The following is a 26,868-nucleotide window of genomic DNA, read 5'->3' as shown; positions in this document are numbered from 1 at the left end:
AGTGGTTCTCTCGCAGATCAGTTGGACGCGGGGGCTTGGCGGTTGGTGCCGGAGGCTGGGGCGGTGCTGCGCCCTCTGCCGGGGACGGTGACCAAGGGGCCGTATTGACCAGCAGGCCCGGCGCCGCGCGTTGCTGACCATCCACCACGAGCACATCGCCGGCCTCGATGCCGGCTTGAATCAGCCACCTGATCACCCACGGCTCGATCGGTCTGCAGCGAGCGCCGTTGCAGTTTGCTGTCGCGGTCCACGACGTAAGCGTAGGGCTTGCCGGCACCGTCTCGTGACACAGCTCGCTGTGGGACCAGGAGCGCCTGATCTTGCTCGCCTTCTTGCAGAACAGCGCGAACATACATGCCGGGAAGCAAATCGCCTTCGGGATTGGGGAACACGGCGCGCAGCGTGATAGTGCCGGTGTTCTGGTCAACCGTGACATCCGAAAACTCCAACGTACCCTGATGGGCGTACGTGCTGCCGTCCTCCAGCATCAGCTGGACTTTCGCCGAGTTCGCGCCGGCCTTTTGCAGGTCGCCGCGTGCCATGGCCTGCTTCAAACGCAGCAGCGCGGCACTTGATTGGGAGAGGTCGATGTACAGCGGGTCCAACTGCTGGACCGTGGCAAGGGCAGTGGTCTGGCTGGCAGTCACCAGCGCTCCCGGGGTTACGCTGGACTTGCCGATGCGCCCGGAAATGGGCGCGTCGACGCGCGCATAGGCCAGATTGATACGGCTGCTTTCCAGCGTCGCTTTGGCGGAAGCGACCTGGGCCTCATCCTCCCCGAGCGTTGCGACTGCATCATCGTAATCCTGCTTGCTCACCGCCTGAATCGCCAGCAACCCCTTGTAGCGTTCGGCTTTTAGCCGCGCGGTTCTGACGGTGGCCTGTGCTTTGGCGAGTGAAGCGTTGTCGCCGTCGAAGGTCGCTTTATAAGTGGCCGGGTCGATCTGGTAGAGGGGTTGCCCCGCCTTGACGTCGCTGCCTTCCTTGAACAGTCGTGTTTTGACAATGCCGCCGACCTGCGGCCGCACATCGGCGACCAGATACGCGGATGTCCGCCCCGGTAACTGTGTCGTCAGTACCACGTGTTGCGGTTGCACCCGGATGACGCCCACCGTCGGCGTGCCCAGTGCCGGAGGCGGTCCGCCCGGCGGTTTTCCGCAGGCGGTAAGAAGGCAAACAGCAACCAACGCGAAGGTAATGCTTGAGGGATAAATCAAGACTGGGCGCACGGGATTCTCCAAGGCAGCGATGGCGGCACAGCGACGCTATTACGATACCGTCCTGTACGGTAATGTATTTTGGCGATCATCCCGCGTCAATCATTATTGAACACCCTGGTATACAATTGGCGCACTTGTGAATGATGGGACCAGGGTTATGCGAGTCAGGACAGAGGCTAAACGTGATGCAATCCTTGAGGCAGCTTCCAAGGTTTTTCTCGAGGCAGGTTTTGAAGGGGCGTCCATGGCGGAGATTGCCGCGCGAGTTGGGGGCTCAAAAGCAACGCTGTACGGTTACTTCAAGACCAAGGAGGAATTGTTTGTTGAGGTGATGTACGGGGTGGCCAAGCGCTTTTTCGAGCCGATCTTCGCCACGCTGCAGAAAGATCACGAAGATCTTCGTAAGGCGCTGCAGCAATTTGGCGAGCGCACCCTGGCAGTGCTCTGCCTGGAAACTTCTATTCAGGCGCGTCGGGCAATCATTGCTGAATCCGGTCGCAGCGATATCGGCCTGCGTTTCTATGAGCGAGGGCCCAACAAGGGCGTTGTCGAGCTTGCAGCATTTCTGACGTGCAGAATTGAGGCGGGAGAACTGCGGCTATGCGATCCCCAAGTCGCCGCCCGCCATTTGATGGCTTTGCTGGATTCGGAAACGGTCTCACTGTGTCTGCTGGGGGTCAAAAAGAAGCCTACGGCCGCCTTTATCCGTCAGGCGGTGGAGCGAGCGCTGGACACCTTTTTATTGGGCTATTGCGCGAGGTGCGAACGGTAAGCCAGACCCGTCGCGACGATCAATCGTGGCTCGGGAACCGACGCCAGCAATGGCGTCTCGGCGCTAGTCAGGGTGCCATTGCACCGGAAGGCCTTAATCTCTTGCGAGAAGGCGGCACTAACGCTGTCAACGATCGCAACTACAACATCCAAGCCTGTCGGAACTGCCGAAAAGACGCCCAGTCCTTCCAGACTCAAGGCAGCTCCTCAATTGAGTGATGAATTGGGTCCGCAGAGTTTTGTGTACGCCGCTGCAGGAAAAATGCGTAATTATATAAATAACGAAGTTATAGCGCGCCTGATGGTGATTTAACGACGTATTGCGGCTGTTTAGGCTTATTACACTGGCGTCCACAAAAAGCACGTTAAGTGGTAGCCATGAAAAACCTTTCCAAAACTGCACTCAATCACCTCGCCCGCCCAGATTTACTGATTACTCGTGCCTACATCAATGGAGAGTGGATTGATGCCGATAATCGCTTGGCTGTGACAGATCCGGCTACTGATGAAAAAATCGCAGAAGTCGCACATTGTGATGTCATTTGGGTTGATCGCGCCGTTGACGCTGCCAGTGAAGCATTCCCTGCATGGCGCGATCTGCTACCAGTTCAGCGGGGCGAAATTCTCCGGAAATGGGCCGCGTTGACCCGCGAGCATGCTCAGGATCTAGCAGTAATCATGACCGCCGAACAAGGAAAGCCTCTCGCCGAGTCCCTTGGGGAAATCTCCTATGGTGCGAGTTTTCTTGAGTGGTTTGCGGCTGAAGGTGAGCGTTGCTATGGCGAGACCATCCCAAGTCACCTAGCGGGTAGCCAGTTATTGACTAAGTTACAACCTATTGGCGTAACCGCCGCGATTACTCCTTGGAATTTCCCAAGTGCAATGATTACTCGTAAGGCTGGAGCAGCTCTTGCGGCTGGTTGCACGATGATCGTAAAGCCGGCACCAGAGACCCCTTTGTCAGCACTCGCGCTGGCGAGGCTCGCGGAAGAGGCAGGCATACCCCGTGGTGTTTTTCAGGTCTTGACGGGCGACGCCATTGAGCAATCTGTGCGCTTGCTGAGTCATGCAGCGGTTCGCGCGTTCAGCTTTACCGGATCGACCCAGGTGGGAAAGCTGTTGCTTAAGCAATCCGGTGACACCGTGAAAAAAGTGTCGCTCGAGCTAGGTGGCCATGCGCCTTTTATCGTATTTGATGATGCGTCGATTGAAGAGGCGGTTGCTGGCTGCATCTGCGCCAAGTTCGCAACTTCGGGGCAAGACTGCTTGGGCGCCAATCGAATTTACGTTCAGCGTAGCCATTATAAAAAATTCCTCGCCGCCTTCGCCGCTGCAACGGCAAAGCTGAAGGTAGGCCACGGTTTCGAAAAAGGAGTCGACATTGGCCCTATGACGCGCTTTTCAGGCGCGACCAAGTGCCGAGACCATATTGAAAACGCGGTCTCTATGGGAGCACATATAGTGGTTGGTAGCGCTGAAATAGATGGCAATTTTGTTACGCCGACTGTACTGGCAGATGTCACTGACGAGATGGATATCGTTCTTGAGGAAACATTTGGCCCTGTAGCAGCAATTCTTCCGTTTGACACAGAAGAAGAAGTGTTACGTCGCGCCAACAACACCGAATTCGGTTTGGCTGCTTATGTATATACCAATGATCTGCGCAGATCCTTGCGAATGTCTGATCGGTTGGAGTACGGAATGATTGCTTTTAATACGCCTAAGTTTACAGGCGCACAAATCCCTTTTGGTGGCTGGAAGCAATCCGGGCTTGGTCGGGAGGGTTCCAAACACGGCTTAGCCGAATACATGGAAGTGAAATACGTCTGCTTTGGCAGCCTGTGAGAATTGAGGAGCATAAAATGAATAAGCAAGAACAAGATCTGGTCTCGGCACAGGATCGTAACTCTGTCCTGCACCCATTCACGAACCTGAAGGATTTCGCGAGCGGAAAGCTTGGTGACCCTACCATCATTGAAAGTGGTAAAGGCATCCGTATCACCGACGCCACAGGTCGTGAATACATTGACGGGTTCGCGGGTCTTTACTGCATGAACGTAGGTTATGGTCGCACCGAGGTGGCTGACGCCATCTCTCGCCAGGCGCACAAGCTCGCTTATTACCATAGCTATGCAGCTCACACTACAGACGAGCTGGCTCGACTATCGGATCGCTTGGTAAAAATGGCACCGGGCAAAATGAGTAAGGTGTTCTACGGTCTTTCAGGTTCGGACGCAAACGAAACTCAAGCCAAGTTGGTCTGGTATTATAACAATCTACGCGGGCTTCCAAAGAAGAAGAAGATCATCACTCGTGATCGTGGTTACCACGGTTGCTCGGTTGTATCGGGTTCTATGACCGGCATGAGCTTTTATCATGATTTCATGGACTTGCCAGTCACCGGGATTTTGCGAACCGGCGTTCCGCATCACTATTGGGGGGCTGAAGCAGGTGAAACAGAAGAGCAGTTTTCCGCACGACGGGCTCAGGAGCTAGAGGACCTGATCTTGCGCGAAGACCCAGATACCATCGGTGCGTTCATTGCTGAACCAGTGCTGGGTACCGGAGGCATAACTCCACCGCCTGAAGGATACTGGGCTGCGATTCAGCCAGTTCTGAAAAAAATACGACATTCTTCTGATCGCCGATGAGGTGATTACCGGCTTTGGTCGTACTGGCGCCATGTTTGGTTGCGATAAATATGGCATCGAACCAGACTTGATTACTGTCGCGAAAGGTTTGACCTCTGCATATGCACCGCTATCGGCAGCTATCGTTGGAGAGAAAGTCTATAAAGTGATGGAAGAGGGTGCTGATCGTGTGGGGGCGTTCTCCCATGGGTATACTTATTCCGGCCATCCAATTGGGGTCGCCGCGGCGAACGCGGTGCTGGACATTGTTGAGCAAGAAGACATTCCAGGAAACGCTGCTCGTGTGGGTGCGTACTTCCAGAGCAGTCTCAAAGAAGTTTTCGGTGGTCTGCCAATTGTTGGGGAGGTTCGTGGCGTTGGGTTGATGGCGGCATTAGAGTTTGTCGCAGATCCAGATACAAAGAAGCGCTTTGATCCTGCGTTAAAAGTGGGTGCACGAGTTTCTAAGGCAGCTCGGGAGCTGAATCTGATTGCACGTGCTATGCCTCATGGCGAAATTTTGGGTTTCGCCCCCCATTGGTAACTACCGAAAAAGAAGCAGATCAAATTATTGATCTTGCTTACCAAGCGGTAGAAAAGGTAATCAAAGAGTTGATTTCAGAAGGTGCAATTCGCTGATTTCTTGAACGGTTCATGCGTTTTACACTTATGGCCGGAACCTCACCGGCCGTTTTTTGTATTCGCGCTTGGTGGATTGCAGGTGTGTAGTAGTCTAATGAATATCTGCTCACCCCCATTTTTGCAATGCTGAGTAACGAGTGAACTGGTTGGCTTGCTTAAATCTATCCGGCGTCTTTATGAGGCATGCCCCGCGCCATGATGAGAGTCGCGTCTGGCAATCCTAAAAACCGGGGCGGCTTCTAAAGCCGTTTCATAAGTCAGGCTCTTCGCCAGATCGGTGTTTCGTTCACGTCATCCATTGTTCAGGTATCGCAAAACTGAAGGCCTCGTGGTACTGCAACAATAGCAGGGGCGGGCCGCAATGGCGTCTGACCCTGCTTCATACCCTGTATGGTGAGCAGATGTTGCCCAGGCAGCTCGGGCCAGTTTATTGGCTAGAGCGCACGTCACGCCATTTGAGTGTCGTCGCTGAAGCAATGAGCGCACCCAATCAGCCAGTGCCCCTTTTTGACTATCGAGTCTTTGCATATATCCTGGCGCACTGTACCAATAGGCATCCGATGCTCTTGTCTCCTCGTGTGAAATTGCGCTCAATTGGCCCCATGACTACATAACTACTGACCGGTCGGTTGCATTCGATCTGACCATCAATTCGCATCGCATTAACCGGCACACTTAGTGGCCATGATTGGCTGAGCACTGTTATTGCTATTTGTGGTGACATGCAGAATCGACCTAAAGCGATCGGTCGCGACAGTCAGGTAAAGGTCTAAAGCGCTTCCAGGTTGTTACCGGGTTACGCAAACAAGACGCTCAACGCGAGAAGGAGTTCTAGGTCTACCTCAGGCCCATTTCAATGAACTCAGGGGAGGCCGCAGGCGGCTGGGTTGCTTGAACTGTACAATCGTCTCACGCTCGTCGCTGCTCAGCCCGAAGTTGAATACATCAAGGTTAGCCGCCATGCGCTGAGTTGGTGGCGCGCGTGATCGGCACATGGCCATTTTGAAGGTGCCAGCGAAGGATGGCAGGGGCAGGTGTTTTGCCTGGCGCTGGGCGATTTCGGCGAACAGGGGTATTTTCAGCAGCTCGCCACCGTGGCCCAACGGTCTTCAGGACGCGGTGATGATGCCTTGCTGGTGGCACCACTTGCTTAGGTTGGCCTGGTTAAAACCGGGATGGAATTCGATCTGGTTGAGTGATGGCACCACGCCGGTGTCATCCATGATGTTGGTCAGATGCTCCACATCGAAGTTAGACACACCAATGAAACGCACTCGACCTTCCTTCTTCGAGCGCACGAAGGCTTTCCAGGTCTCGCGATACGCACCTTCTCGGGATGGCCCAATGAATACTAGGGGTTCTAGTTCTAGGCGCTGCATTTTCACCTCGAACGCTCGTATTGGGCTTCTGTCGAAGCCCAGATGGGTATTCCCTATCTTGGTGGTGATAAAAATTCGTTCCCAGATTAGTTCGTTTTCGGCGACGGAGCGACCGACTCCGGCTTCGTTATGCGCGTGCTTGATTTGGTCATCAGCAACCTGGCTCCCACGCTTACAAACGAGCGACAGGAGAAAGACTCGAGATCCCGAATACCCTGAATCGTGAGATTGATGTGGCACCCTCATTCAGGTCTGGTGCGGTGACATCACCTATTTCTGGGCGCAAGGAAAATGGCATTACCTGGCTGCCGTCCTGGTTCTGTGAACTTGGCGGATAGTGGACTGGGCACCGTCGGAGAAGCCGGACGCCGAACTGGTGATCAGGGCACTGGATATGGCCTACGAGGAGCGTAGCAGGCCTTTGGGTGTGCTATTCCACTCGGTTCAAGGGATCGCGGAATATGCAAGCCGGGTATTCCTTCAGCAACCGTGGCGATATCGCATACGCCAGACCATGAGCAGCCTGGGAAACTGCTGGGGCAATATACCGATAGAGCGGGTATTTCGGAGATTGAAAACTGAACGGATCCCGACATCAGACTATAGAACTGCGCATGAAGCACAGCGTGACACCAGCAATTTTTTTGATGCCTCGATACAACTGGATTCGCCACCAATTCAACGGTGGATTTGCAGTTTGGGCCGAGAAAAAGCTTAACGTTGTGTCCGGGATTAGCTGACCACTATATTAGGGGTCATAGTCTATACTTATCGTACCCAGCGAAGATTTAATACGTGTTGCAGAGGGGCAAGGCGTTACTACATATTTCTCGGATAGGTTGGTTCTAGCGAAAATATCGATCTGAGATCGTTCGAGTTTTTTCTAGTTAAGGCGCACAGCTTACTTTGCGCTGCACGCCTTGTTTTGTTTATATACCGGTTTGCAAAATTCGACCTAGGAATGCTCTAACCCTAGGATTCTTACTCTCGCCAAAAAACTGAGCGGGATGCAGGTCTTCTGCGATTTCACCCTGGTCAAAGAAAATTACCCGATCGGCTACTTGGCTAGCAAAGCCCATCTCATGAGTAACAATCAGCATGGTAATGCCTGTAGCGGCTAACCGCTTCATCACGTCGAGCACTTCATTAACCATTTCCGGATCGAGAGCAGAGGTGGGCTCGTCGAACAGAAGAACTCGAGGTTCCATGGCTAGCGCACGCGCGATTGCAACGCGCTGTTGTTGTCCGCCTGATAAAGCGTGTGGATACTTATGGCTATGTTCCGACATGCCTACTTTAAGCAATAGATCATTTGCTAGAACAACTGCCTTTGCACGAGAAAATCCACGGACTTTCGTAGGCGCCAAGCATAGGTTGTCAAGAACACTTAGGTGCGGAAAAAGATTAAACGATTGAAAAACCATTCCGACTTCGCGACGTAAGGCCGCCAAATTTGAGGGCTTATCTGAAACTTCAACACCATCAATGACAATGGAACCTTCTTCATGTTTCTCCAATCGATTCAGAATACGAAGAAAGGTTGATTTACCTGATCCGGATGCTCCTAGAATTGCAATGACCTCGCCAGCCTTAACCTCGACGCTCACACGCTTCAGTACACATGTCGTACCGTAGCTTTTCTTAACCCCAGCTACGTTAATCAATGTAGGATTAGTATTGGTTCTCATAATTATCTCCTTTCCACGCTTAGGTAGCGTTCAAGCGCATTTGTAACCTGGGTCATCCCGGTCGTTAAGGTGAGATAGATAATGGCGGACGTGATGAGCACCGGTACAGGTTCAAACGTTGCAGATTGAATTCGACTCGCTGCGTTGGAGAGTTCGACAACCCCGATAGCATATGCAAGCGAAGAATCTTCAAAGTCCAAGTCATTCAAGAGTGCGCCCAGCCTGGTGCCTCGATTGCCAGCGTCGCGCTGAGCCATAGCCTCAACGCAAACCTCGTCCACAAATGGATTCGGGTGCAAGCGCAGAAAAGCACAGCGCTGCAACCTGCATTTATTCCGATGCCCATGCCGCCGACCGGAGCAAATTCGCAAGCTGCACCATCGAATTTTTGCGTTGAGATCCAGCACCCGCGTGGCACCGTCAGAGTGAACTGGCCCACTGAGAATGCTGCTGCCTGCGCAACCTTTCTTCGAGACTTTCTGCGATGATCCGCATCGACTCCATCTGGCTCGCCACCGAACCGGTGGACATGCGCGCAGGCACCGAAACGGCGCAGCCGCACTGCGCTTATCTGTTCGCCAACCGCCGCGCCAATCGCATGAAAGTTCTGGTGCATGACGGCTTCGGGATCTGGCTGGCAGCTCGGCGTTTGAACCAAGGCAAGTTCCACTGGCCTGGCATTCGCCATGGTTCTGAGATGGAACGGATGCCGAGCAACTTCAAGCCTTGGTACTGGGTCTGCCATGGCAACGCGCAGGTTCTGGAGGCTCGATCACACTGCTTTAACGGCTGCCATTAGCCTATCGGTCTATCGTCGCGAATTGCCTGCTCTGGCAAAATCGGCCTCATGACTTCGCTACCCAATCTCGATCACCTGCCCCCTGAACAACTGCGCGCCTTGGCGGCGCAGTTGATGCAGCGTGTCGAGACGCTCGACCACTAGGTCGAAACGATGGGCAAAACCGTTGAGACGATGAGCAAGAAGATCAACCGTGATCAAACAGTCATTGAGAAACTGACTCACGAGATCGCTCAGCTCAAGCGTTTGAAGTTTGCCAAGCGCAGCGAGCAGATGAATCCTGAGCAGGCCAGTTTGCTCGATGACTTGATCGACACCGATATCGCCGCGATTGAAGCCGAGCTTCAAGCCTTGCAAACAGTACCAGCGGCGACCGAGAAAAAGCAGAAGCCCAAGCGCACTGCACTACCGGCTGAGTTTCCGCGCACACTGATCCATCACGAACCGGACAACACTCACTGCCCGTGCGGCTGCGCCCTCAAGCGCATCGGCGAGGACGTCAGCGAGAAGCTGGATTACACGCCCGGCGTGTTTACAGTTGAACGCCATGTGCGTGGTAAATGGGTCTGCGATGACTGCGAAACCCTCATTCAGGCACCCGTTCCGGCGCAGGTTATTGATAAGGGCATCCCGACTGCGGGCCTACTTGCCCGCGTCATGATCGCCAAGTTTGCCGACCATCTGCCGCTTTACCGTCAGGAATCGATCTTCGGTCGAGCGGGCCTGGCGATTTCACGCTCAACCTTGGCTCAATGGGTGGGCATGACGGGCGTACAGTTGCAGCCTCTGGTCGATGCGTTGTGCGACGTAGTGCTTGGGCGGCAGGTTATCCACGCCGATGAAACACCGGTGCAGATGCTCATGCCGGGAACAAAGAAAACTCACCGTTCCTATGTTTGGGCCTACGCCACCAGCCAATTCTCGGATGTGGCAGCGGTGGTTTACGACTTCAGCCCCAGCCGCGCCGGAGAGCATGCGCGCAACTTCCTGCAAGACTGGAGGGGCAAGTTGGTCTGTGATGATTTTGGCGGCTACAAAGCCAGCTTCGAACTTGGCGTTACCGAAATCGGGTGCATGGCCCATGCACGGCGTAAGTTCTTCGAACTGCACGCTACGAATAAAAGCACGCTTGCTGAGCAAGCCCTGCGCTATATCCAGTTGTCGTACGAAATCGAAAGTGAAGTCCGCCATCTGGAGCCGGATTTACGGCGCCGAATACGGCAAGAAAAAGCTGTACCGGTGATGGACATGCTGCATGCTTGGATGCTCGCCCAGCGCGATCTCGTGCCCGAAGGCTCGGCACCAGAATGTCGCCCCCCTTCCAAGCGAAGCCATTTAGGTCGGAGTGTCAAGTTCATGCCCCTGACCAAGTGCAGTGGTCTAATGAAACCCAGCGATACCATTTACAGCAATCAGTATTGAGTACACAATTAAGTCCACCATTGAAACACAATGCTATGAAAAGCCTAGAATTTCAAAGAGTTGGAGAGTGAGTTATGATCCCGTCCGCTGCGCCATATTCGGCATCTGGAACACTGAACGCCAGATACCACGGAAAGCCCGCCTAGTGCGGGCTTTTTGCTGTCTGGCGTTTGTGTTTTCTGCACTTGCGCGGCGCTCACTCGGCGTTGCGTTGATGACGGTAGTCACTGACGGCCTCGTACACTGCTTTGCGCAGGCGGTTGATGCCACCGATCGGGCGGTGCGCTTCAATGCCGAACCACGGGTTGAACGACAGGTTGTCGCATTGCAGATTCAGCGCCGGGGTGTCGAAATCCTGTGGCGGCAAAGTGATCCGGGCGACGGTTTCAAAAGGAGAATCATCTTCGCGCCATTTAATGCTGGTGTCCTCGATCGGCATGAACTTATTGGCATCCTGACGCTGGACCTGCAGAACGAAGCAGGCCGGCACGCGGTCGGTCGACAATTGTTGAGTCAACGCACTGCGCAGGAAATTCGGCAGATCGTGGTTTTGCTTGGGCAGTGTATAGGCCGGGCAATTGTCCGGGTCCGGCGTGACGCGAAACTTCGCGTTGGCCTCGCCAAATTTATACGGTGATACCGAAAAATACGTCGTCTCGGTCGGACTGTCCGGTGGCGGTGCGAGGGTTGCCAGCGCGATAAACAAATGGCGAACCTGCCAGGTGCGTGGATCCCAGGCAGGGAAGAACGCCATAACCTTTTTACCATCGGCCTGCGCTGCGACATTCTGCCGGTACTCGGCGACATCGCTGACAAAGAAATTCGGGTGACTGAACATGACGAAATCCTGTTCAGCCAGAGCCTGGCGCTTGCCGAGCAGCTGTTTACCCGCAACATCGAGCAGTTTGATCGCCATGCCGCGGGCGTCGCGGATGCTGTCGAACTGCGGATAGGCATTGCCGTTCGATAGTCGGATCAACGCTTGCCAGGTTTTGCCCGGTTCACTGAACACACCCTGACGTAAGGATTGCTCGAGATCCGGCAAAACCTGCACCTGCGCTTTGACACAACCGTGAGCCTTGGCGTGGGCATCGCGCAGATAGCGCGTCGGTTCGCGATGCTGGTCGACGATACGCACGGCGGTCTGGATCACGCTTTGCGTCAGCGCCGCTTCGCCGGGCGGAATCTGCTCGAGCGCCGACACCGGGCCGCGGTGCTGCCAGGCGAACCAGGCGCTGACAATGGCCCAGCCGAGCAGGCCGATGGCGAGCACGATCAGCAACAGTTTGCCGAGCCATCGGCCGATGCGCAGCCAGATCCGCGCCAACAGTGACAGTTCTTTCTTGAAGGTCGAGATCATGGCAGTTGCGCCTCCAACGGGCCGCCGAGCACTTTCAGGTATTCCAGCAAGGCCCAGCGCTCTTGCGGCTGCAACAACCGGCCAATCACACCGTTGCCGCGCTCGCCGGCACGAAATTCGTGACCACTGTTGTGGTTGCCGCTGATGCGCGTGTCGAACAGGAAGCCATTGGTAAAGGCTTCGGTGCGATAACCCAGATGGCGTGGATCGTATTCGAAGCTGCCTTTATAGAAGGTGCTGGCACGCTCATCCTGCGGCGACAGCAGTTGGTAGAGGCTCGGCACCGAACCATTGTGCAGAAACGGCGCAGTAGCCCAGACCCCGGCCAATGGCCGCGCCTTGTAGGCAAGTTTTTCCCGTACGCCGATCGGCAGGCCGAAACCGTCCAGTTGCGGTTTCTCCTGCGGCGTGACGTTGGCTTCACGGTAGGCGCGGTCTTCGACAAAAGCTGTGACGTACGCCAGGCCCTTGGCCACTGACAACTGGCTCAGGTCCAGCGGTTCCTTGGGCGTCGGGTGCAGTTTGACGTCCATCGTTTGCAGCTCTTTCAGGTCCCATTGCAGCGCGCTCAGGTCGAAACGGTGGCTGGCAATGTTGTTGGCGGCGTTGGGATCGGTGCCGATCACCGCGACCGGCAGGATGTGCAGGTGTTGCACCCAGCGCTGGCCTTCCTGAGTTTGCGGCGGCACATGGCAACCGGCGCAATTCTCGGTAAACAGCGCACGGCCCTTGGCCGCCAGCGGCTTGTCGATGGCCCCGAACAGCGCCTCTGGCCAGGCGGGCGGGCGGAGTTTTTGCAGGGTTTCCTCGATCTTGTGCAGGTCACGCACGCGCACGCTGGAGGCGTAGCGCGCATCGCCTTGCAACGGTTGGCCGTTGCTGTCGAAAAAATTCAGCGTGGCGCCGACACCCAGCGCTTCGCCGATATTGCGTGCCATCGGCTGTTGCGCCGAGCCGTTCCATTGCACCCAATCGAACGTCCACATGTCCCACAGTTGCGGGTAATCCACCGGCGCATCGGCCACGCGATAGTTGCTCGCGGAAATCGCATCGCCAAACGTGGCGTTGGCGATCCGCCCGAACGCATCGGCGCGTCCGGGGCCTTCTTCGGTCGGATAGAGGCCGCGATGGGTATCGTTCCAGGCCACTTTAATGAAGGTGTCCAGCGAGGTTTTGAAGTCTTTGCGCAACTGTTGGTGACGCGCGTCGTAGGCGTCACCCAATACGTTTCTGGCGAAACGTTCGAATTTCCAAGGGTTGTAGTAAGTCGAGGTCAGACTGGCCACCAATGCCTGCCCGAAACTGCCACCGCGCAGTGTAGGAACGCTGGACGGCAATACGTGTTGCGCCGTGCCGCCGTCAATTCGCAGCGCCTGGCCTTTGAAGCGCAGTTCGCCGGTGTGGCAGGCGGCGCAGGTGATGTCCAGATAATGCTCGCCGCTGCCAGGGTTCTGATGCCGAGCGAAGCCGGCGGGCAGGTTGCCAGGGTTGCTCGACGTGGCTTTCTGTTGCGGATCAATCAGAAAACCGAAGCGCGCGAGGTACTCGGGTGAGGCGAAGCGCTGCTGCGAGAAGGGCAGCTCGAGTGCCTGGAACCATTCATAGCGCAGGCCTTTGACCTGCGTGCCCTGCGGCGTGAAGTAATAGGTTTGCCGGTCCTGCTCGCTCCACTGGTCAAGGTAATGCACTTGCTCGGCGGGCGTATAAAAGGGCAACTTCGGATTGGCGACGTAATACAGCACAACGGCCAGGACGAGGCCCAGCAGTACGACGATCAGGATCAGCACACGGAATAAGAGGCGCACGATAAACGTCCTTGTCGAATTGTTGCGCTGTTATGCCTGAGCGAGGCCCTGTGCGGCAAGTGGCCATTACGCCAGATGTGGCGATCCCGTTTAACAGTTGCTCTGGGAAGCAGATGACAGAAGCTTCATCGTTGCGTGCGCCCAATGCGTTTGAGTCCCTGAACTTATCGCAGGTTTGCTGCTCTCATGCCGGTAGCCATTGGTCGTGGCGGCCTGATAAGCTCGCGGCTTTACTCGATTGCCCATTCGGCGCATGAACAAGGAAATAGCATGAAACAGCATCGGTTGGCGGCGGCGGTAGCCCTGGTTAGCCTGGTACTCGCGGGTTGTGACTCGCAGACCAGCGTAGAGCTGAAAACCCCGGCGCAGAAAGCTTCCTACGGCATCGGCCTGAACATGGGCAAAAGCCTGGCTCAGGAAGGCATGGATGATCTGGACTCCAAAGCGGTAGCCCAGGGCATCGAAGATGCCGTCGGCAAGAAAGAACAGAAGCTGAAAGATGAAGAGCTGGTCGAAGCCTTCGCCGCGCTGCAAAAGCGTGCCGAAGAGCGCATGGCCAAGATGAGCGAAGAGTCGGCAGCCGCCGGCAAGAAATTCCTCGAAGAAAACGGCAAGAAGGCCGGCGTGACTACCACTGCTTCGGGTCTGCAGTACGAAGTCGTCAAGAAAGCCGACGGCCCGCAGCCAAAGCCGACTGACGTAGTGACCGTTCACTACACCGGCAAGCTGACCAACGGCACCGTATTCGACAGCTCCGTCGAGCGCGGCAGCCCGATCGATCTGCCGGTGAGCGGCGTGATCCCGGGTTGGGTTGAAGGTCTGCAACTGATGCACGTTGGCGAGAAGTACAAACTGTACATTCCTAGCGATCTGGCTTATGGCGCGCAATCGCCAAGCCCGGCGATTCCGGCCAACTCGGTTCTGGTCTTCGACCTCGAACTGCTGGCCATCAAGGATCCAGCCAAAGAAGCTGCCGCTGCCAAGTAATTGGTAAACGCATCGACAACAACGCCTCGCTTATGCGGGGCGTTGTTGCATCTGGACCCCGGCAAGGGTAAACAGAACGAACCGATGCCGCTTGGCACAGTCATAGCCATTGAGGCTGCCCGCGCTAGCCGCCCTGAGCAGCCAAGTCAATGAAATATTGGGGTTTTTTATGTGAGTAAAAAACGCCCGATCTGAGCGCAGCCCTTGTGAAACGGGGCTTTCAGCGCTGAAATGCAGCTCTGTTCACAAGGTTATCCACAATTTGTGTGGATAACATTTCAGTGAGAGGAATAGATGAAAGCTCCGTGGAATTTCGTTCGATTCCTGCCCTTGGCCGGTCGTTTGCTGGCCCGAGGCCGTTTGCCAACCTTGCTGTTCGCGGTGGCCAGCAAGGGAGCCGCGCAAGGCAATCGTCTGGGTAAGCTCAAGGATGATCTGCGCCTGCTTCAGTCCTTGTGTCTGGCCTACTGGCGCGGCGAGTACCGGGCCATCAGCAGCAAAGCGCTGATTTCGGTAGTGGCGGGTTTGATGTACTTCCTCAGCCCGGTGGATGCGGTGCCGGATTTCATTCCCATGTTCGGCATGCTCGACGACGTCGCCGTTCTCGCCTGGCTGATGAAAACCCTCAGCGATGAGCTCGACGCCTTTCGCCAGTGGCGCAACCGTCAGCATCCGGAAAAACTGGCGGTGGTCGAACGCCTGCCGGACACCCCCGAACAACTGCAACTTCAGGGACCGAAAAAGCCCTGAATTGTGCAAACCTGCCTGCAGATAGATACCCCCCCGCGACCTTGGCCGCTGTTAGGATTACACTTCTAGGGAAAAGTGCCGACTCGCTAAGTGTTGTTGTCCTACGGGGTAGTCATGGATATTCAGATCATTGCACGCGATGGCGAACCCGAATACGCGGTTCTGCCGTGGGCTCAGTATCAGGCTCTACTAAAAGCAGCAGGCATCGATGAAACACCAAAGCGCGCGGCAGCCACGCCGCTCGCGGCCACAGCAGACCCGATTCTTCCGGGTCTGGATCAACTACGCAGTTTGCGCGAAGGGAAGGGCATCGCCATCGAGTCGCTGGCCCGCACGGTAGGCATCAGCCCGTCTTATCTGGCCATGATCGAAAGTGGCGAGCGTCAGCCCGACGCCGCGATTCGCCGCAGCCTGGCCTGGGAACTGACGGTGCCAGGGTGGAGGGAAGAATCGTGAGCGTACGCATCAGCCGTCAACATTGGGATGGATTGCTGGGGGAGCTGGACCAGGCGCGACGTCAGCGCCATCTGCTGACCTATCGGGCCTTGCTGGAGCGGTTGCAACTGCCGACACCGGCCATGCAGACCCTGACCGCCGCGCTTGAGCATCTGGCGGCGCTGGACGCCAGGGCCGAGCAACCGCTGCGCAGTTCGCTGGTGATCAGCCAGGGCGCAAGCCGTTTGCCCCGCACCGGTTTTTTTGAGTGCGTCGAGCGTCTCGGGCGCTTTTCCGGGCCGTCCGATGGCGTCGCGGCTGCCTCCTGGCATGCCTCGGAAGTGGTGCGTGTCTTCGAATACGAATACCCGGAATCGGCGGAGGCCTGAGTGTTCTTGCGCCTCAAGGCGCGGGCCGGCTACTGGCTGGCCCGCCGGCTGTTTCATTGGTCGTGGCTGGTGCGTCAACCGCGTGGCTGGCACTGGCTGGAAGGCCAGTTTGCGCGCATGGCCAACCTTGGCGATGTCGGTGCGCAAAGCTTCTACGGGCACATCCTGACTTTTCGCGGCGTCGGCCTCGGTGCGCGCGAAGAGGGCGTGCGCTTGTTGCGTCTGGCAGCGCTCGCTGGTGACGGCAAAGCGGCTTATCAGCTCGGCGTGATCAGCCTCGCCGGCACACCGAGCAAAGCGCCGGACGCTGTCGAAGCCGCGCGCTGGTGGGGCATCGCTGCCAAGGCCGGACACCCTTTGGCCGAGCTCAAGCTGCAAAAACTGAGCCGCGGCGATTCAACGCAATAAATCCATTTCTGTCAGTCTATAAACGTGGCGTGAGGTTTTCCTCACGCCACGTTTGCGTTTTTGCGTATCTGTTTATCACGTAGCGATCTATTACAGACAAGTCCTACAGGCAGCGCCTACTTGCCTGACTTCTTTCCCGATTGATCCCCGCACAGTTCCCGCGCCTAACTTTTTGCGCGAGGGAACGCTCATGTTTGACCCGCTGAACCCATCCACTTCGCACCTGCGCGTGCGCTGATGGACGCCATCAACCGCATCGAGCAAGCGCTCGACAGCTTTCCCGGCACCCTCAGTCTCTACCGCCAGCAACTTGAGCATTGGGCCAGTCGCACCGCCGACTCGGTCAGCCATGCGGCGGACCTGCCATCGCTGATGGGCATGGAGCGGGTCATTCGCTTCGGCGAACACAGCACCACCGTCAGCAGTGCCGATGATCAGTTTTTCTCGGGCGTTGTGCAGTGTCCGCAAGGCGGGGTGATGCAGATCGAGAGCAAGTTTGAGTCGGTCTACGACATTGCGCTCGGCAACATTCAAGTCGATGTGATCGCCATGGACGGTGGCGAAACGACGCCGGTGACCCTTGATGCACAAGGCAAGGGTTCGTTCGAAGGCACGCCGGGCAAGTTCTACCGGGTGCAGGTGCACAGCCTGGTCACGCCGGGGCAGCTCGACGATCTTTTCAAAGCCTACGACGGCCTGACCCGCGAACTGGACGGCTGGCTGCGCAGCGAATGGCAGGGTTTCAAGCCGCAATGGTCGCAGTCCGTGGCGACGGCAGCCGGCAACGGCCTGCTGGCCGGCAGTTGGGCGGCGATCGAGGGCGTCTGGGACAGCATCGGCCTGCTCTCGGATATCTTGCGGGATCCCGGCGCGTTTGTTGAGCGACTGGGCAGCGGCGCGACCGAGTTGATGGAACTGGCCACGACGGCGCCTGAGCTGATGGAAAAGCTGCAGCTGCTGGCCAGTGACGAAGCGGCGCTGTGTTTGCTGCTGCGCACGGCCAGCCTTTGGCTGGAGATGTTGCCGCCCAGTGAGATCGCCGGCAAAACCGCCGAAGCCGCATCAATGATGATGGTTCAGTTGCTCATCGATGTGCTGATCGGCGTGGTCCTGACATTTGCCAGTGGTGGCGCGGGCATTGCCTATCTGAGCCTGCGTCTGGCCGACCGCGCCGTGCAATTGCTCGCGGCGGTGAAGCGTCTGGTCAAGGCCATGTTCGGCATCGTCAGCACGTTCATTGAATACGTCGACCGCTACAAAAGCGTCGCCGCTCGCGGTATCGCTGCCGGGGTGAAAAAAGGCCGGATGCAATTGCGCTGGGATGCCAGGCGCAACACCACGCTGAAGAAAGACGAACCGCACGACGACTCCCCCGACCAAGCGAAAAACCCCAACGGCGACAGCGCCGATTGCGTGCCGCACACCTGCACCAATGGTTGTCCGGTGTCGATGGTTACCGGCGAGGAACTACTGACCCTGACCGATGCGGTGCTTGATGGCGTGCTGGCGTTTGAGTTCAGCCGTTTGTATCGCTCGAGCGCCGTCGAGATCGACATTGGCCTGGGGTTTGGCTGGAGCCATTCGCTGGCGCATCGGCTGGAGTTTGAGGGTGACTTTGTTGTCTGGGTTGACCATGAAAACCGGCGTACGCGGTTTCCGTTGCCGAGTGGGACCCGGCCGGCGATTCACAACAGTTTGTCGCGGGCGGCGATTTTTCTAGGGGATGAACCGGAAGAGCTGATTCTGGCGCTGGCCGGGGAAGCGGCGCGGTTTTATCACTTTCGCGCCGGGCGGTTGGTGGCGGTCAGTGATGCGTATGGCAATCGGCTTTCGGTGCAGCGTGATCGGGCTGATCGGGTGCAACGGCTGGATAACGGCGCCGGTCGCTCGCTGCTGTTGCGCTATGACCGCGCGCAGTTGGCTGGCGTGGATTATCAGGTGTTTCGTGAGGGCGCCTGGCACACCGAACAGACGCTGGTCAGCTACCGCTTCGACGCCTATCAAAATCTGATCGAAGCCACCAACGCGGTCGGCGACAGCGAGCGTTACGACTACGACGACGCTCATGTGATTTTGCAGCGGCAACTGGCCGGCGGCGCCAGTTTTTTCTGGGAGTGGGAGCGCTCCGGCAAGGCAGCACGTTGCGTCAGGCACTGGGCTTCGTTCTCGCAGATGAACACCCGTTACGTCTGGGCGGACGACGGCAGCGTCGCGGTGCAGTACGTCGACGGCACCGAAGAAACCTACGTCCACGACGACCGCGCGCGGCTGGTGCGCAAGGTCGAGGCGGATGGCGGCGAACACCTCAAGGCCTATGACGCGGCGGGCCGCTTGATCGCCGAGCAGGACCCGCTGGGCGCCGTCACCGAATACCGCTACGACGAAGTCGGACGGCTGATCGCGCTGATTCCCCGGACGAAGCGCCAACGTCCTACGAGTACCGCAACGGTTTTCTCTTCCGGCGCATCCGCGGCGATGCGGTGTGGACCTACCGGCGCAACGCCGAGGGCGATGTCACCGAAGCGGTCGACCCTGACGGCCAGGTCACCCATTACTACTACAACGTGCGCGGGCAGTTGCTGTCGATCCGCTACCCGGACAGCAGTCGCCATAAGCTGGTGTGGAACAGCCTCGGCCAATTGACCGAAGAAACCCTGCCCGACGGCGGCGTGCGGCGTTTTTCCTACGATGCATTGGGACGAAGGACCACGACCGCTGACGAACACGGCGCCGTTACCCGCCAGCAGTGGGATGCCGTTGGCCGACTGATCCAGACGACTTTTCCTACCGGCGGCAGCCGCGCCTACAGCTACGGCGCTTACGGCCAGGTCACCGCCGAACGCGACGAGCTCGGGCGCATCACCCGTTACGAGTATGACGATGACCTGCACCTGGTCTCGCGGCGGATCAATCCCGACGGCACGCAGGTGCAGTACCGCTATGACCATGCGCAGCTGCTGCTCACCGAGATCGAAAACGAGTCGGGGGAAAAATACCGGCTGGACTACACGCCGAGCGGATTGATCCGACAGGAGACGGGTTTTGACGGACGGCGCACGGCGTATGCCTATGACCTGAACGGGCATCTGCTGGAGAAGACCGAGTTTGGTGATGATGGCTCATGTTTGCTGACTGCTTATGAGCGCGATGCTGCTGGCCGCCTACTGATAAAGACCCTGCCCGATGGGGTGAAGGTCGCCTACCAATACGACCAGGTTGGCCGCCTCATCGCCGTCGATGACGGTAATAACCACCCGCTGGCCTTCGAATATGACCGCCAGGATCGGCTGATCACCGAGCATCAGGGCTGGGGCACCTTGCGTTACGCCTACGACGCCTGCGGTCAGCTCAAACGCCTGCGCCTGCCGGACAACAGCAAACTCGACTATCACTACGCCAAGGGCGGCGCGCTGACCGCGATCGACCTCAACGGCACACCACTGACCCGCCACGTCTACCAGTTCGGCCGCGAAGTGCAGCGCCAGCAAGGCCTGCTGCTCAGCGAATATGCCTACGACGAACAGGGAAGATTGCTCGCCCACGCCGTAGGCCATCAGCGCGATTCGCTCTACCGCCGCGATTATGCCTACAGCGCCAACGGCAATCTCGCCCACATCGCCGACAGCCGCCACGGCCAACGCACCTACGGCTACGACGCCCTCGACCGGTTGATCCGCGTCCGCCACTCACGCGACGAACTGCCGGAATCCTTCGCCCACGACCCGGCCGGCAACCTGCTGATGCAGGACCGCCCCGGCCCGTGCCGGATTCAGGGCAACCGCCTGCTGATGCAGGGCGACCGCCATTACGACTACGACGCCTTCGGCAACCTGATCCGCGAACGCCGCGGCAAAGCGCAAACACTCGTCACCGAATACCGCTACGACAGCCAGCACCGCCTGATCAGCCTGACCCGCCCCGACGGCCAGACCGCCACTTACCAATACGACGCCTTCGGCCGGCGCATCCGCAAAACCGTCGACGGCCAGACCACCGAGTTCTTCTGGCAAGGCGACCAAGTCGTCGCCGAAAGCAGCGAAAACGAATACCGCAGCTACGTCTACGAACCCGGCACCTTCCGCCCACTCGCGTTGCTCGATGGCAAAGGCCCGAAAAAAGCCTGCCCGTTCTACTACCAACTCGACCACCTCGGCACGCCGCAAGAACTCACCGATTACGGCGGCGACATCGTCTGGTCCGCGCAATACGACGCCTACGGCAAAACCGCCGCGCTGACCCTCGCCGGCGACGATTACCTGAACCAGCCGCTGCGTTTTCAGGGGCAGTATTTCGATGACGAAAGCGGATTGCATTACAACCGGCACCGGTATTACGACCCGCGGCTGGGGCGGTATCTGACGCCGGACCCGGTGAAGCTGGCGGGTGGGTTGAATCAGTACCAGTACGTGCCGAATCCGACAGGGTGGGTGGATCCGTTGGGGTTGAGCTCCAACTGCCCGCCGCCGGGGAAGCCCGGTTGCGAGGTGCCGGGTGGGATTGGTGGGGCTAAGGTTGATGAAGGTGAGCCAGCGCTGCCGAAGATGACGGCGCAGGAGCGGAGGGCGAGGATTGATGAGTTGGCGGAGCAGATTGCCTATAAAGAATTGAAAAAAATGGAGCCTCCCAATAGCAAAGCGCATTTCTTACAGAAGCATGGTGCGCAAACCACCTTAGCAGCGCAGCTTGAAAGAGTGGAGCACGCTAAAAATCCGACAACCGGCAAAGTGGAAATGAGGATGAATCGAAAAACTAAGGTGAAAGAGCCGAGTATTCCTCGTGCTGCGACAAGGTTTTTTAGTCATAGAGATCAGTTGAATGCAATAAGTCGCGCGCAGCTTATATTTCGACGTACAGGAAGCCTGGTTCTCTCATCACTACCTGTGGAAATGCGAAGGTCGGTGGGGGAGGGATATAAGAGAAATCGATTGGAATATGTGGAAACAACAAAAACCGTCGTTATTCTTGATGTCAATGGAAATCCTATAACCGCTTATACGGACTACTAGATGATGAAATTTAAGCCGGATATATCAATTTTGCCAGGTTTCTTGTTTGTGTTAGATATTGATTATCCTCACGTGGCTTCAGCTGAAGAGTTCATCTGCTTGGCGGACGTTAATGATGGTGCTGATCTATCTGCGGTTTTTGACTTGATAGTTAGGCCAGAATTTTTAAGTTATTCTGAAAGTGACAAATGCTGGTTGATTGAGACTATTGCATTTTTTATGGATGAAGGTAATTCGTTTGAAGATGTTTTCGCAAAAAGAAGTTTATTATTTTCTGAGGAAATAGAGGATGGGCGTATGTTTATGCGTACATTACTCGAGCGGCTTCGTACGTACCTGTAAGGAACGATTAAGGAATAAATATTGTTGAAAGTATTTGAAGAAAAGAAGCACGAGCGGTTGAGTGATCGAATGGATGAGGCTGGCTGCGTCTTTGAATTTACAGTGTTCCAACATGAGCCTGGACTAATCGTGGATGAGCTTGTTCATCGGCAGGCCTTGGTCGGTCTGCATGAGCAACTTATGAAGGAAGCGAGGGATAGGCATAGCAATCTAATTAAAGATCCACAATATAAGAACAATGGTGACCCAGAAATAAGTTGGGAGCTCGAAAAAGCAGTTGCAACACCATTGAGTGATGATGAATTAAATAACTTAATGCTGGTTGAGGGTTATGAGCGAGGGCCTCTGGCGCTTTACGGTCATTTTCGTGAGCCACCTTACGGTACGCGATTTAAGGGAGGAGAACCTGAAGCGCAAAAGTTATTTCATGAGTGGAGAAGCGCTTTAGGACTTTTAGAGCATAATGGGGTTTCAGCCATCAATTGGGTGAAAGGAATTAATACTACTTGGATAGATTGTGAAGATGCAATTTCTGGGCGGGAATCGTGGAGTAATTATTTCGATAGTGGTTTGGAATGGTGGGGGATATGGTGTATGACGATTTGGAATCCTGAGCGATGCACGATAAGTGCGTTAATAGCAAGTACTACAGATTAAGTTGGATGGATAGACTTTTTCGCGTACAGTTTTGTCCGACTAGAAATTACGGTGCGCGGAAAGTCAACGTTGGCCGATTAGCTGTGCTGAATGGAGGTCAGGCGCAGCAAGACTATCGATAACATGCACACTAAACCCCGCTACATTCTTCGCATGATGCTTCGCTTGCGAAGCCATCTCCGCAAGCTGGCTCGCATCCAGCTCCGCGCAGGCTTCCGGGCGAAGGTGTACCACTCCAATCGATAACGACAACAACGCAAACTCCTGCCGCACACCCTGACGATTCGGCGCCACAAAACACCCCGCCTCAAGATGCTCAGGCCGGTAGAAGCGTCGGCATTGGCTCTGAAAGTCATCGAGCAATTGATTCAGGCGTTTGCGCCAGTCTTCCGGGCCGAGGACGAGGAGGAAGTCGTCGCCGCCGATGTGGCCGACGAAGTCGCGGGTGGGGTCGATGCGTTCGTTGAGGTATTGGGCGAGGCAGAGTAGAACTTCATCGCCACGGCCGTAGCCGTAGATGTCGTTGAAGGGTTTGAAGCTGTCGATGTCGACGTAGCAGATGATCGACTCGCGCCCTTGCTGCAGCAGGCGGGTCAGGCACTGCTGAATCGGTACGTTGCCGGGCAGTAAGGTCAGCGGGTTGGCGTAGCGGGCCTGCTGGATTTTCAGTTCGGTGATCAGTTTGAGCACGTCGATGACCCGGCCGAGGCCGAGGTAGCTGCCGTTGAGGGTGATGATGAAGTCTTCTTCGATGCGCTGGCGGGCGCGGCTGGTGATCAGACGGCTGACTTGTTGCAGTGACTGGCTCATTTCCACGGCGAGGAAGTCGTCGCTCATCAGGCGGCTGATCGGTTTTCGTGCGAACAGGTCGGTGGCGAAAGGCTTGAGCAGGGCGTCGGACAACGAGTGACGGTGGACAATGCCGGCGGGTTGGCCTTGTTCGTCGAGCACCGCCAGCGAGTTGAGGTTGGCCTGGCGGCGGAACGCTTCGAGCACGGTCGCGGTGGGTGTATCGCGGTGTACCGCCGGTTGCTCATTGAGCAGGGCGCTGAGGTCGCTACCTTCGTCGTTCAGCGCGACGGCGCTGCTGTCGTGTTTCGGCATCAAGGCACGGGCGTCGTGTGGCGGCTGTTCCTGAGGGCGACCGAGCAAATAGCCTTGCACCAGATCGACACCCATTTCAGTGAGTACGGCCAGTTCTTCCGGCAGTTCGATGCCTTCGGCGATCACTTGCGCCCGGGAAGCTTTGGCGATTTGCAGGATCGAGCCGACGAACTCGCGCTTCAACGCATCCTGATGAATGCCATCGATGAAATGCCGGTCGATCTTCACGTAATCCGGGCGCAGTTCAGACCACAGGCGCAGGCTCGAATACCCGGCGCCAAGGTCATCCAGTGCAATGGAAAAACCCATCGCTCGGTAATGATGCAGGGCGGTTTGCAGCAACTGGAAATCATCGATGGGCGTCTGTTCGGTGAGTTCGATGACCACCTGACTGGGCGGGATGCCGAAGTCCTGCAGCAACTGCAAAGTGCGCCCAGGCTGATGTGCCGCTTCGAGCAACGACTCCGGTGAGACGTTGAGAAACAGTTTGCCCGGGAGCTTTTGCTCGTTGAAACGCCGGCAGGCAGATTGTCGGCAGGCGATCTCCAGCTCACTCAGGCGGCCGGCCTGACGCGCCACGGCAAACAGGGCGATCGGTGAGTGCAGAGGGCTGTTGGATGGGCCGCGAGTCAGGGCTTCGTAACCGAGGATGCGTCGCTCGGAGAGGCTGATGATCGGCTGGAACAGGCTGTGCAAACCGCTTTGAGTCAGGATCGAGCTCAACGCGCTCAGCTGTTCGGTCGTGGTCATGGCAGTCTCTGGCGATAAAAAAAGGACCGGGAGCACTCTTGGTTCAGAGTAACTCCCGGTCCTTTATTGCACGACAGAATGATGACTGTTTGATGACGATCCGGGGATCGTCAGCATTAATTTGCCATCACTTACTTCTTGGCCACCTGATTGCTCAGCTTCAGGTAATCGAGCAGTACGCGCCCGGTTTCGCTCAGGTAGGCATCGTCTTCCGGTTTGACTTTGTCCGGATCGGCTGCCGCCAGTGCGTCCTCGTCTTCTTTCTTCAGCTCTTTGAGCGGTTCTTCGCCTTTGGCCTTGCGACGCAGGTTCTCCATGGTCAGCTGCTTGGCGTCGATGTCGGCGTGCTGGGCACGACGCTCGGCTTCGTTGAGGCTGACGGTTTTCTCTTCCATCAGTTTCTGCGCCAGCGCCAGCTTGTCACGGATGAACACGAACTCGGCATCCTTGGCGGTGCGTGTGTCATGTTCGGACTTGAGCTGAGCCAGGTACGGCTTGAACGGATCGGCCGCCGGCTTGATCGCGGCGCGGATGGTGTCCCACGGCATGGCTTCCGGCAGGGCGCTCTCGCCGATTTCCTTGGTGTCGATCAGCGACGGGTAGTCGATGTCCGGCAGCACGCCCTGGTGCTGGGTGCTCTGCCCGGAAACCCGGTAGAACTTGGCCAGGGTCAGTTTCAGTTCGCCATGGTTCAGCGGCTGAATGGTCTGCACGGTGCCTTTACCGAAGGTCTGGCCGCCGATGATCAGCGCACGATGGTAGTCCTGCATGGCGCCGGCAAAGATCTCCGAAGCCGAGGCGGACAGGCGGTTAACCAGCAACGCCATCGGGCCTTTGTAGAACGCGCCCGGGTTCTCGTCTTCCAGCACGTCGACGCGGCCATCGGCGTTACGTACCAGTACGGTCGGGCCCTTGTCGATGAACAGGCTGGTCAGCTCGGTGGCTTCCTGCAGGGAACCGCCGCCGTTGTTGCGTAGATCGATGACCACGCCGTCGACTTTGTCTTTCTGCAGTTCGGTCAGCAGCTTCTTCACGTCGCGCGTGGTGCTCTTGTAATCCGGATCACCGGCACGGAACGCCTTGAAGTCGAGGTAGAAGGCCGGGATCTCGATCACGCCGAGCTTGTAGTCCTTGCCGTCCTGTTTCAGGTTCAGCACCGACTTCTTCACGGCCTGGTCTTCGAGCTTCACCGCTTCACGGGTGATCGGCACGATCTTGGTGGTCTGGTCGTTCGGCGCATTGCTTGCCGGAATCACTTCCAGGCGCACCACGGTGCCTTTCGGCCCACGGATCAGCTTGACCACTTCGTCCAGACGCCAGCCGACCACGTCGACCATCTCTTTGTTGCCTTGGGCAACGCCGATGATCTTGTCGGCCGGAGCCACTTGTTTGGTTTTGTCGGCCGGGCCTGCCGGCACCAGACGCACGACTTTCACCTGATCGTTGTCGCTCTGCAACACCGCGCCGATACCCTCGAGGGACAGGCTCATGTTGATGTCGAAGTTCTCCGCGTTATCCGGCGACAGATAGTTGGTGTGCGGATCGTACGACATGGCGAAGGTGTTGATGTACGCCTGGAAGATGTCCTCCGGACGGGTCTGGTCCAGGCGCGCCAACTGGTTCTTGTAGCGCTTGGTCAGGGTTTCCTGGATCTGCTTGGGCTCTTTGCCGGCGATCTTCATCCGCAGCACTTCGTCCTTGACGCGTTTGCGCCAGAGGTCGTCGAGTTCAGCGGTGGATTTGAGCCAGGGCGCGTCCTTGCGATCGATCAGCAAGGTCTCTTTGGTGGTGAAGTCCATCTTGTCGACGCCTTTGTTCAGCTCGGCAAGGGCGAAGTCCAGACGCGCCTTGACGCGGTCCAGATAGCGCTTGTAGATGGTGAACCCGGCGTTGAGGTCGCCGCTCTTGAGGAAGTCGTCGAACTGGGTCTTCCACTTGTCGAATTCAGCGATGTCGCTGGACATGAAATAGCTGCGCGACGGGTCCAGCAGCTTGAGGTAGCTGTCGTAGATGATCACCGAACGTGCATCGTCGAGCGGCGGCTTGCTGTAGTGGTGACGCTTGAGCAACTCGACGACGTTCAGGCTGGCGATGACTTCATCGCGATCAGGCTGCAACTTGTCCCAGCTGTTGGCTGCGAATGTAGTGCCCGACACCGGCAACAGACCGATACCGATGAAAAGAGCGAGGGCGGTGCTGGGGAGCAGATGCTTCATGCTGATTCGACGCGGGGACAATTGATAACGCATATTAGGCCGTCTTTGAAGTCGCCGGTTCTACGAGAGCCGGTCGCATAATGCAAAAAGCCCGGCGCTACAGCTTCG

At 56.9% G+C, this 26,868-nt stretch carries 18 protein-coding genes and 6 pseudogenes; 15 read left to right on the top strand and 9 right to left on the bottom strand.

Annotated features, from left to right (window positions below; all coding sequences use genetic code 11):
- Positions 1 to 67: 67 nt before the first annotated feature.
- Positions 68 to 1,217 (bottom strand): annotated as a pseudogene (locus M0746_RS16675) (efflux RND transporter periplasmic adaptor subunit); the annotation flags it as partial.
- A 160-nt stretch (positions 1,218 to 1,377) separates the two neighbouring features.
- Between M0746_RS16675 and M0746_RS16670 the strand changes: the two are divergent.
- The 3 genes and pseudogenes from M0746_RS16670 (at position 1,378) to M0746_RS16660 (ending at position 5,260) form a co-directional block, all read left to right on the top strand.
- On the top strand, positions 1,378 to 1,992 hold the full coding sequence (locus M0746_RS16670; RefSeq protein ID WP_258449957.1) for a TetR/AcrR family transcriptional regulator: 615 nt from the start codon (positions 1,378 to 1,380) through the stop codon (positions 1,990 to 1,992).
- Positions 1,993 to 2,369: 377 nt separating this feature from the next.
- Entirely contained in the window at positions 2,370 to 3,836 is a 1,467-nt protein-coding gene (locus tag M0746_RS16665; RefSeq protein ID WP_258449956.1) for an NAD-dependent succinate-semialdehyde dehydrogenase, read from the top strand.
- A gap of 17 nt (positions 3,837 to 3,853) precedes the next feature.
- Positions 3,854 to 5,260: pseudogene (locus tag M0746_RS16660) on the top strand (aminotransferase).
- Between the two features lie 378 nt (positions 5,261 to 5,638).
- Here M0746_RS16660 and M0746_RS16655 read toward each other — a convergent pair.
- From M0746_RS16655 to M0746_RS16645, 3 genes and pseudogenes are all read right to left on the bottom strand, one after another.
- A pseudogene (locus tag M0746_RS16655) lies at positions 5,639 to 5,840 on the bottom strand (IS110 family transposase); the annotation flags it as partial.
- 265 nt (positions 5,841 to 6,105) lie between these two features.
- Positions 6,106 to 6,366, bottom strand: a complete 261-nt coding sequence (locus tag M0746_RS16650; RefSeq protein WP_258449955.1) for a hypothetical protein — start codon at positions 6,364 to 6,366, stop codon at positions 6,106 to 6,108.
- Between the two features lie 6 nt (positions 6,367 to 6,372).
- The gene (locus tag M0746_RS16645; protein ID WP_258449954.1) at positions 6,373 to 6,882 is read right to left on the bottom strand and encodes an aldo/keto reductase; all 510 of its coding nucleotides are present in this window, start codon (positions 6,880 to 6,882) and stop codon (positions 6,373 to 6,375) included.
- On the opposite strand from M0746_RS16645, the pseudogene M0746_RS16640 reads away from it, so the two are divergent.
- Positions 6,795 to 7,382, top strand: a pseudogene (locus M0746_RS16640) (DDE-type integrase/transposase/recombinase); the annotation flags it as partial. The gene M0746_RS16645 and the pseudogene M0746_RS16640 overlap by 88 nt on opposite strands.
- Positions 7,383 to 7,571: 189 nt before the next feature.
- Here the strand turns inward: M0746_RS16640 and M0746_RS16635 are convergent.
- Positions 7,572 to 8,330: an amino acid ABC transporter ATP-binding protein gene (locus M0746_RS16635; protein WP_274705823.1), complete on the bottom strand. Its 759-nt coding sequence runs from the start codon at positions 8,328 to 8,330 to the stop codon at positions 7,572 to 7,574.
- 125 nt (positions 8,331 to 8,455) lie between these two features.
- Here M0746_RS16635 and tnpA point away from each other — a divergent pair, with 125 nt between their 5' ends.
- The 3 genes and pseudogenes from tnpA to tnpC all read left to right on the top strand — a co-directional run.
- Positions 8,456 to 8,818, top strand: coding sequence for an IS66-like element accessory protein TnpA (tnpA, locus tag M0746_RS29520; RefSeq protein ID WP_446731276.1), 363 nt, complete (start codon positions 8,456 to 8,458; stop codon positions 8,816 to 8,818).
- Positions 8,815 to 9,129, top strand: a complete 315-nt coding sequence (tnpB, locus tag M0746_RS16630; RefSeq protein ID WP_258449953.1) for an IS66 family insertion sequence element accessory protein TnpB — start codon at positions 8,815 to 8,817, stop codon at positions 9,127 to 9,129. Before tnpA ends, tnpB begins: the two co-directional genes overlap by 4 nt.
- 48 nt (positions 9,130 to 9,177) lie before the next feature.
- Positions 9,178 to 10,431, top strand: a pseudogene (gene tnpC / locus M0746_RS16625) (IS66 family transposase); the annotation flags it as partial.
- Positions 10,432 to 10,747: 316 nt separating this feature from the next.
- Here the strand turns inward: tnpC and M0746_RS16620 are convergent.
- On the bottom strand, positions 10,748 to 11,881 hold the full coding sequence (locus M0746_RS16620) for a catalase family protein (RefSeq protein WP_258451498.1): 1,134 nt from the start codon (positions 11,879 to 11,881) through the stop codon (positions 10,748 to 10,750).
- Between the two features lie 26 nt (positions 11,882 to 11,907).
- Positions 11,908 to 13,716, bottom strand: coding sequence for a cytochrome c (locus tag M0746_RS16615; RefSeq protein WP_258449952.1), 1,809 nt, complete (start codon positions 13,714 to 13,716; stop codon positions 11,908 to 11,910).
- Between the two features lie 270 nt (positions 13,717 to 13,986).
- Between M0746_RS16615 and M0746_RS16610 the strand changes: the two genes are divergently transcribed.
- From M0746_RS16610 to M0746_RS16575, 8 genes and pseudogenes are all read left to right on the top strand, one after another.
- Positions 13,987 to 14,703, top strand: coding sequence for an FKBP-type peptidyl-prolyl cis-trans isomerase (locus M0746_RS16610; RefSeq protein ID WP_007919751.1), 717 nt, complete (start codon positions 13,987 to 13,989; stop codon positions 14,701 to 14,703).
- Positions 14,704 to 14,997: 294 nt separating this feature from the next.
- Complete coding sequence (locus M0746_RS16605; protein ID WP_258449951.1) at positions 14,998 to 15,453, top strand: YkvA family protein; 456 nt, start codon at positions 14,998 to 15,000, stop codon at positions 15,451 to 15,453.
- 114 nt (positions 15,454 to 15,567) lie between these two features.
- On the top strand, positions 15,568 to 15,909 hold the full coding sequence (locus M0746_RS16600) for a helix-turn-helix domain-containing protein (RefSeq protein WP_258449950.1): 342 nt from the start codon (positions 15,568 to 15,570) through the stop codon (positions 15,907 to 15,909).
- Positions 15,906 to 16,277, top strand: a complete 372-nt coding sequence (locus M0746_RS16595; protein ID WP_007898892.1) for a hypothetical protein — start codon at positions 15,906 to 15,908, stop codon at positions 16,275 to 16,277. The genes M0746_RS16600 and M0746_RS16595 overlap by 4 nt, the downstream gene beginning before the upstream one ends.
- On the top strand, positions 16,278 to 16,685 hold the full coding sequence (locus M0746_RS16590; RefSeq protein WP_258449949.1) for a sel1 repeat family protein: 408 nt from the start codon (positions 16,278 to 16,280) through the stop codon (positions 16,683 to 16,685).
- Between the two features lie 237 nt (positions 16,686 to 16,922).
- Positions 16,923 to 21,691, top strand: a pseudogene (locus M0746_RS16585) (RHS repeat-associated core domain-containing protein).
- Positions 21,692 to 22,033: a hypothetical protein gene (locus M0746_RS16580; RefSeq protein ID WP_258449948.1), complete on the top strand. Its 342-nt coding sequence runs from the start codon at positions 21,692 to 21,694 to the stop codon at positions 22,031 to 22,033.
- Positions 22,034 to 22,054: 21 nt separating this feature from the next.
- Positions 22,055 to 22,690: a hypothetical protein gene (locus M0746_RS16575; RefSeq protein ID WP_258449947.1), complete on the top strand. Its 636-nt coding sequence runs from the start codon at positions 22,055 to 22,057 to the stop codon at positions 22,688 to 22,690.
- A 63-nt stretch (positions 22,691 to 22,753) separates the two neighbouring features.
- On the opposite strand, the gene M0746_RS16570 is transcribed toward M0746_RS16575, so the two are convergent.
- Together M0746_RS16570 and M0746_RS16565 are read right to left on the bottom strand one after the other, a co-directional pair.
- Entirely contained in the window at positions 22,754 to 24,544 is a 1,791-nt protein-coding gene (locus M0746_RS16570; protein WP_258449946.1) for a bifunctional diguanylate cyclase/phosphodiesterase, read from the bottom strand.
- A 131-nt stretch (positions 24,545 to 24,675) separates the two neighbouring features.
- Positions 24,676 to 26,760 carry a carboxy terminal-processing peptidase gene (locus M0746_RS16565; RefSeq protein ID WP_203421307.1) on the bottom strand — a complete coding sequence of 695 codons (2,085 nt, stop codon included), beginning with the start codon at positions 26,758 to 26,760 and terminating at the stop codon, positions 24,676 to 24,678.
- Between the last annotated feature and the right edge of the window lie 108 nt (positions 26,761 to 26,868).

This window comes from Pseudomonas sp. S11P7 (assembly GCF_023195435.1).
GTDB classification, from domain to species: Bacteria; Pseudomonadota; Gammaproteobacteria; order Pseudomonadales; family Pseudomonadaceae; genus Aquipseudomonas; species Aquipseudomonas fluorescens_G.
Note: the sequence above shows the minus strand (reverse complement) of the source record. Positions and strands in the feature narration are given on the sequence as shown.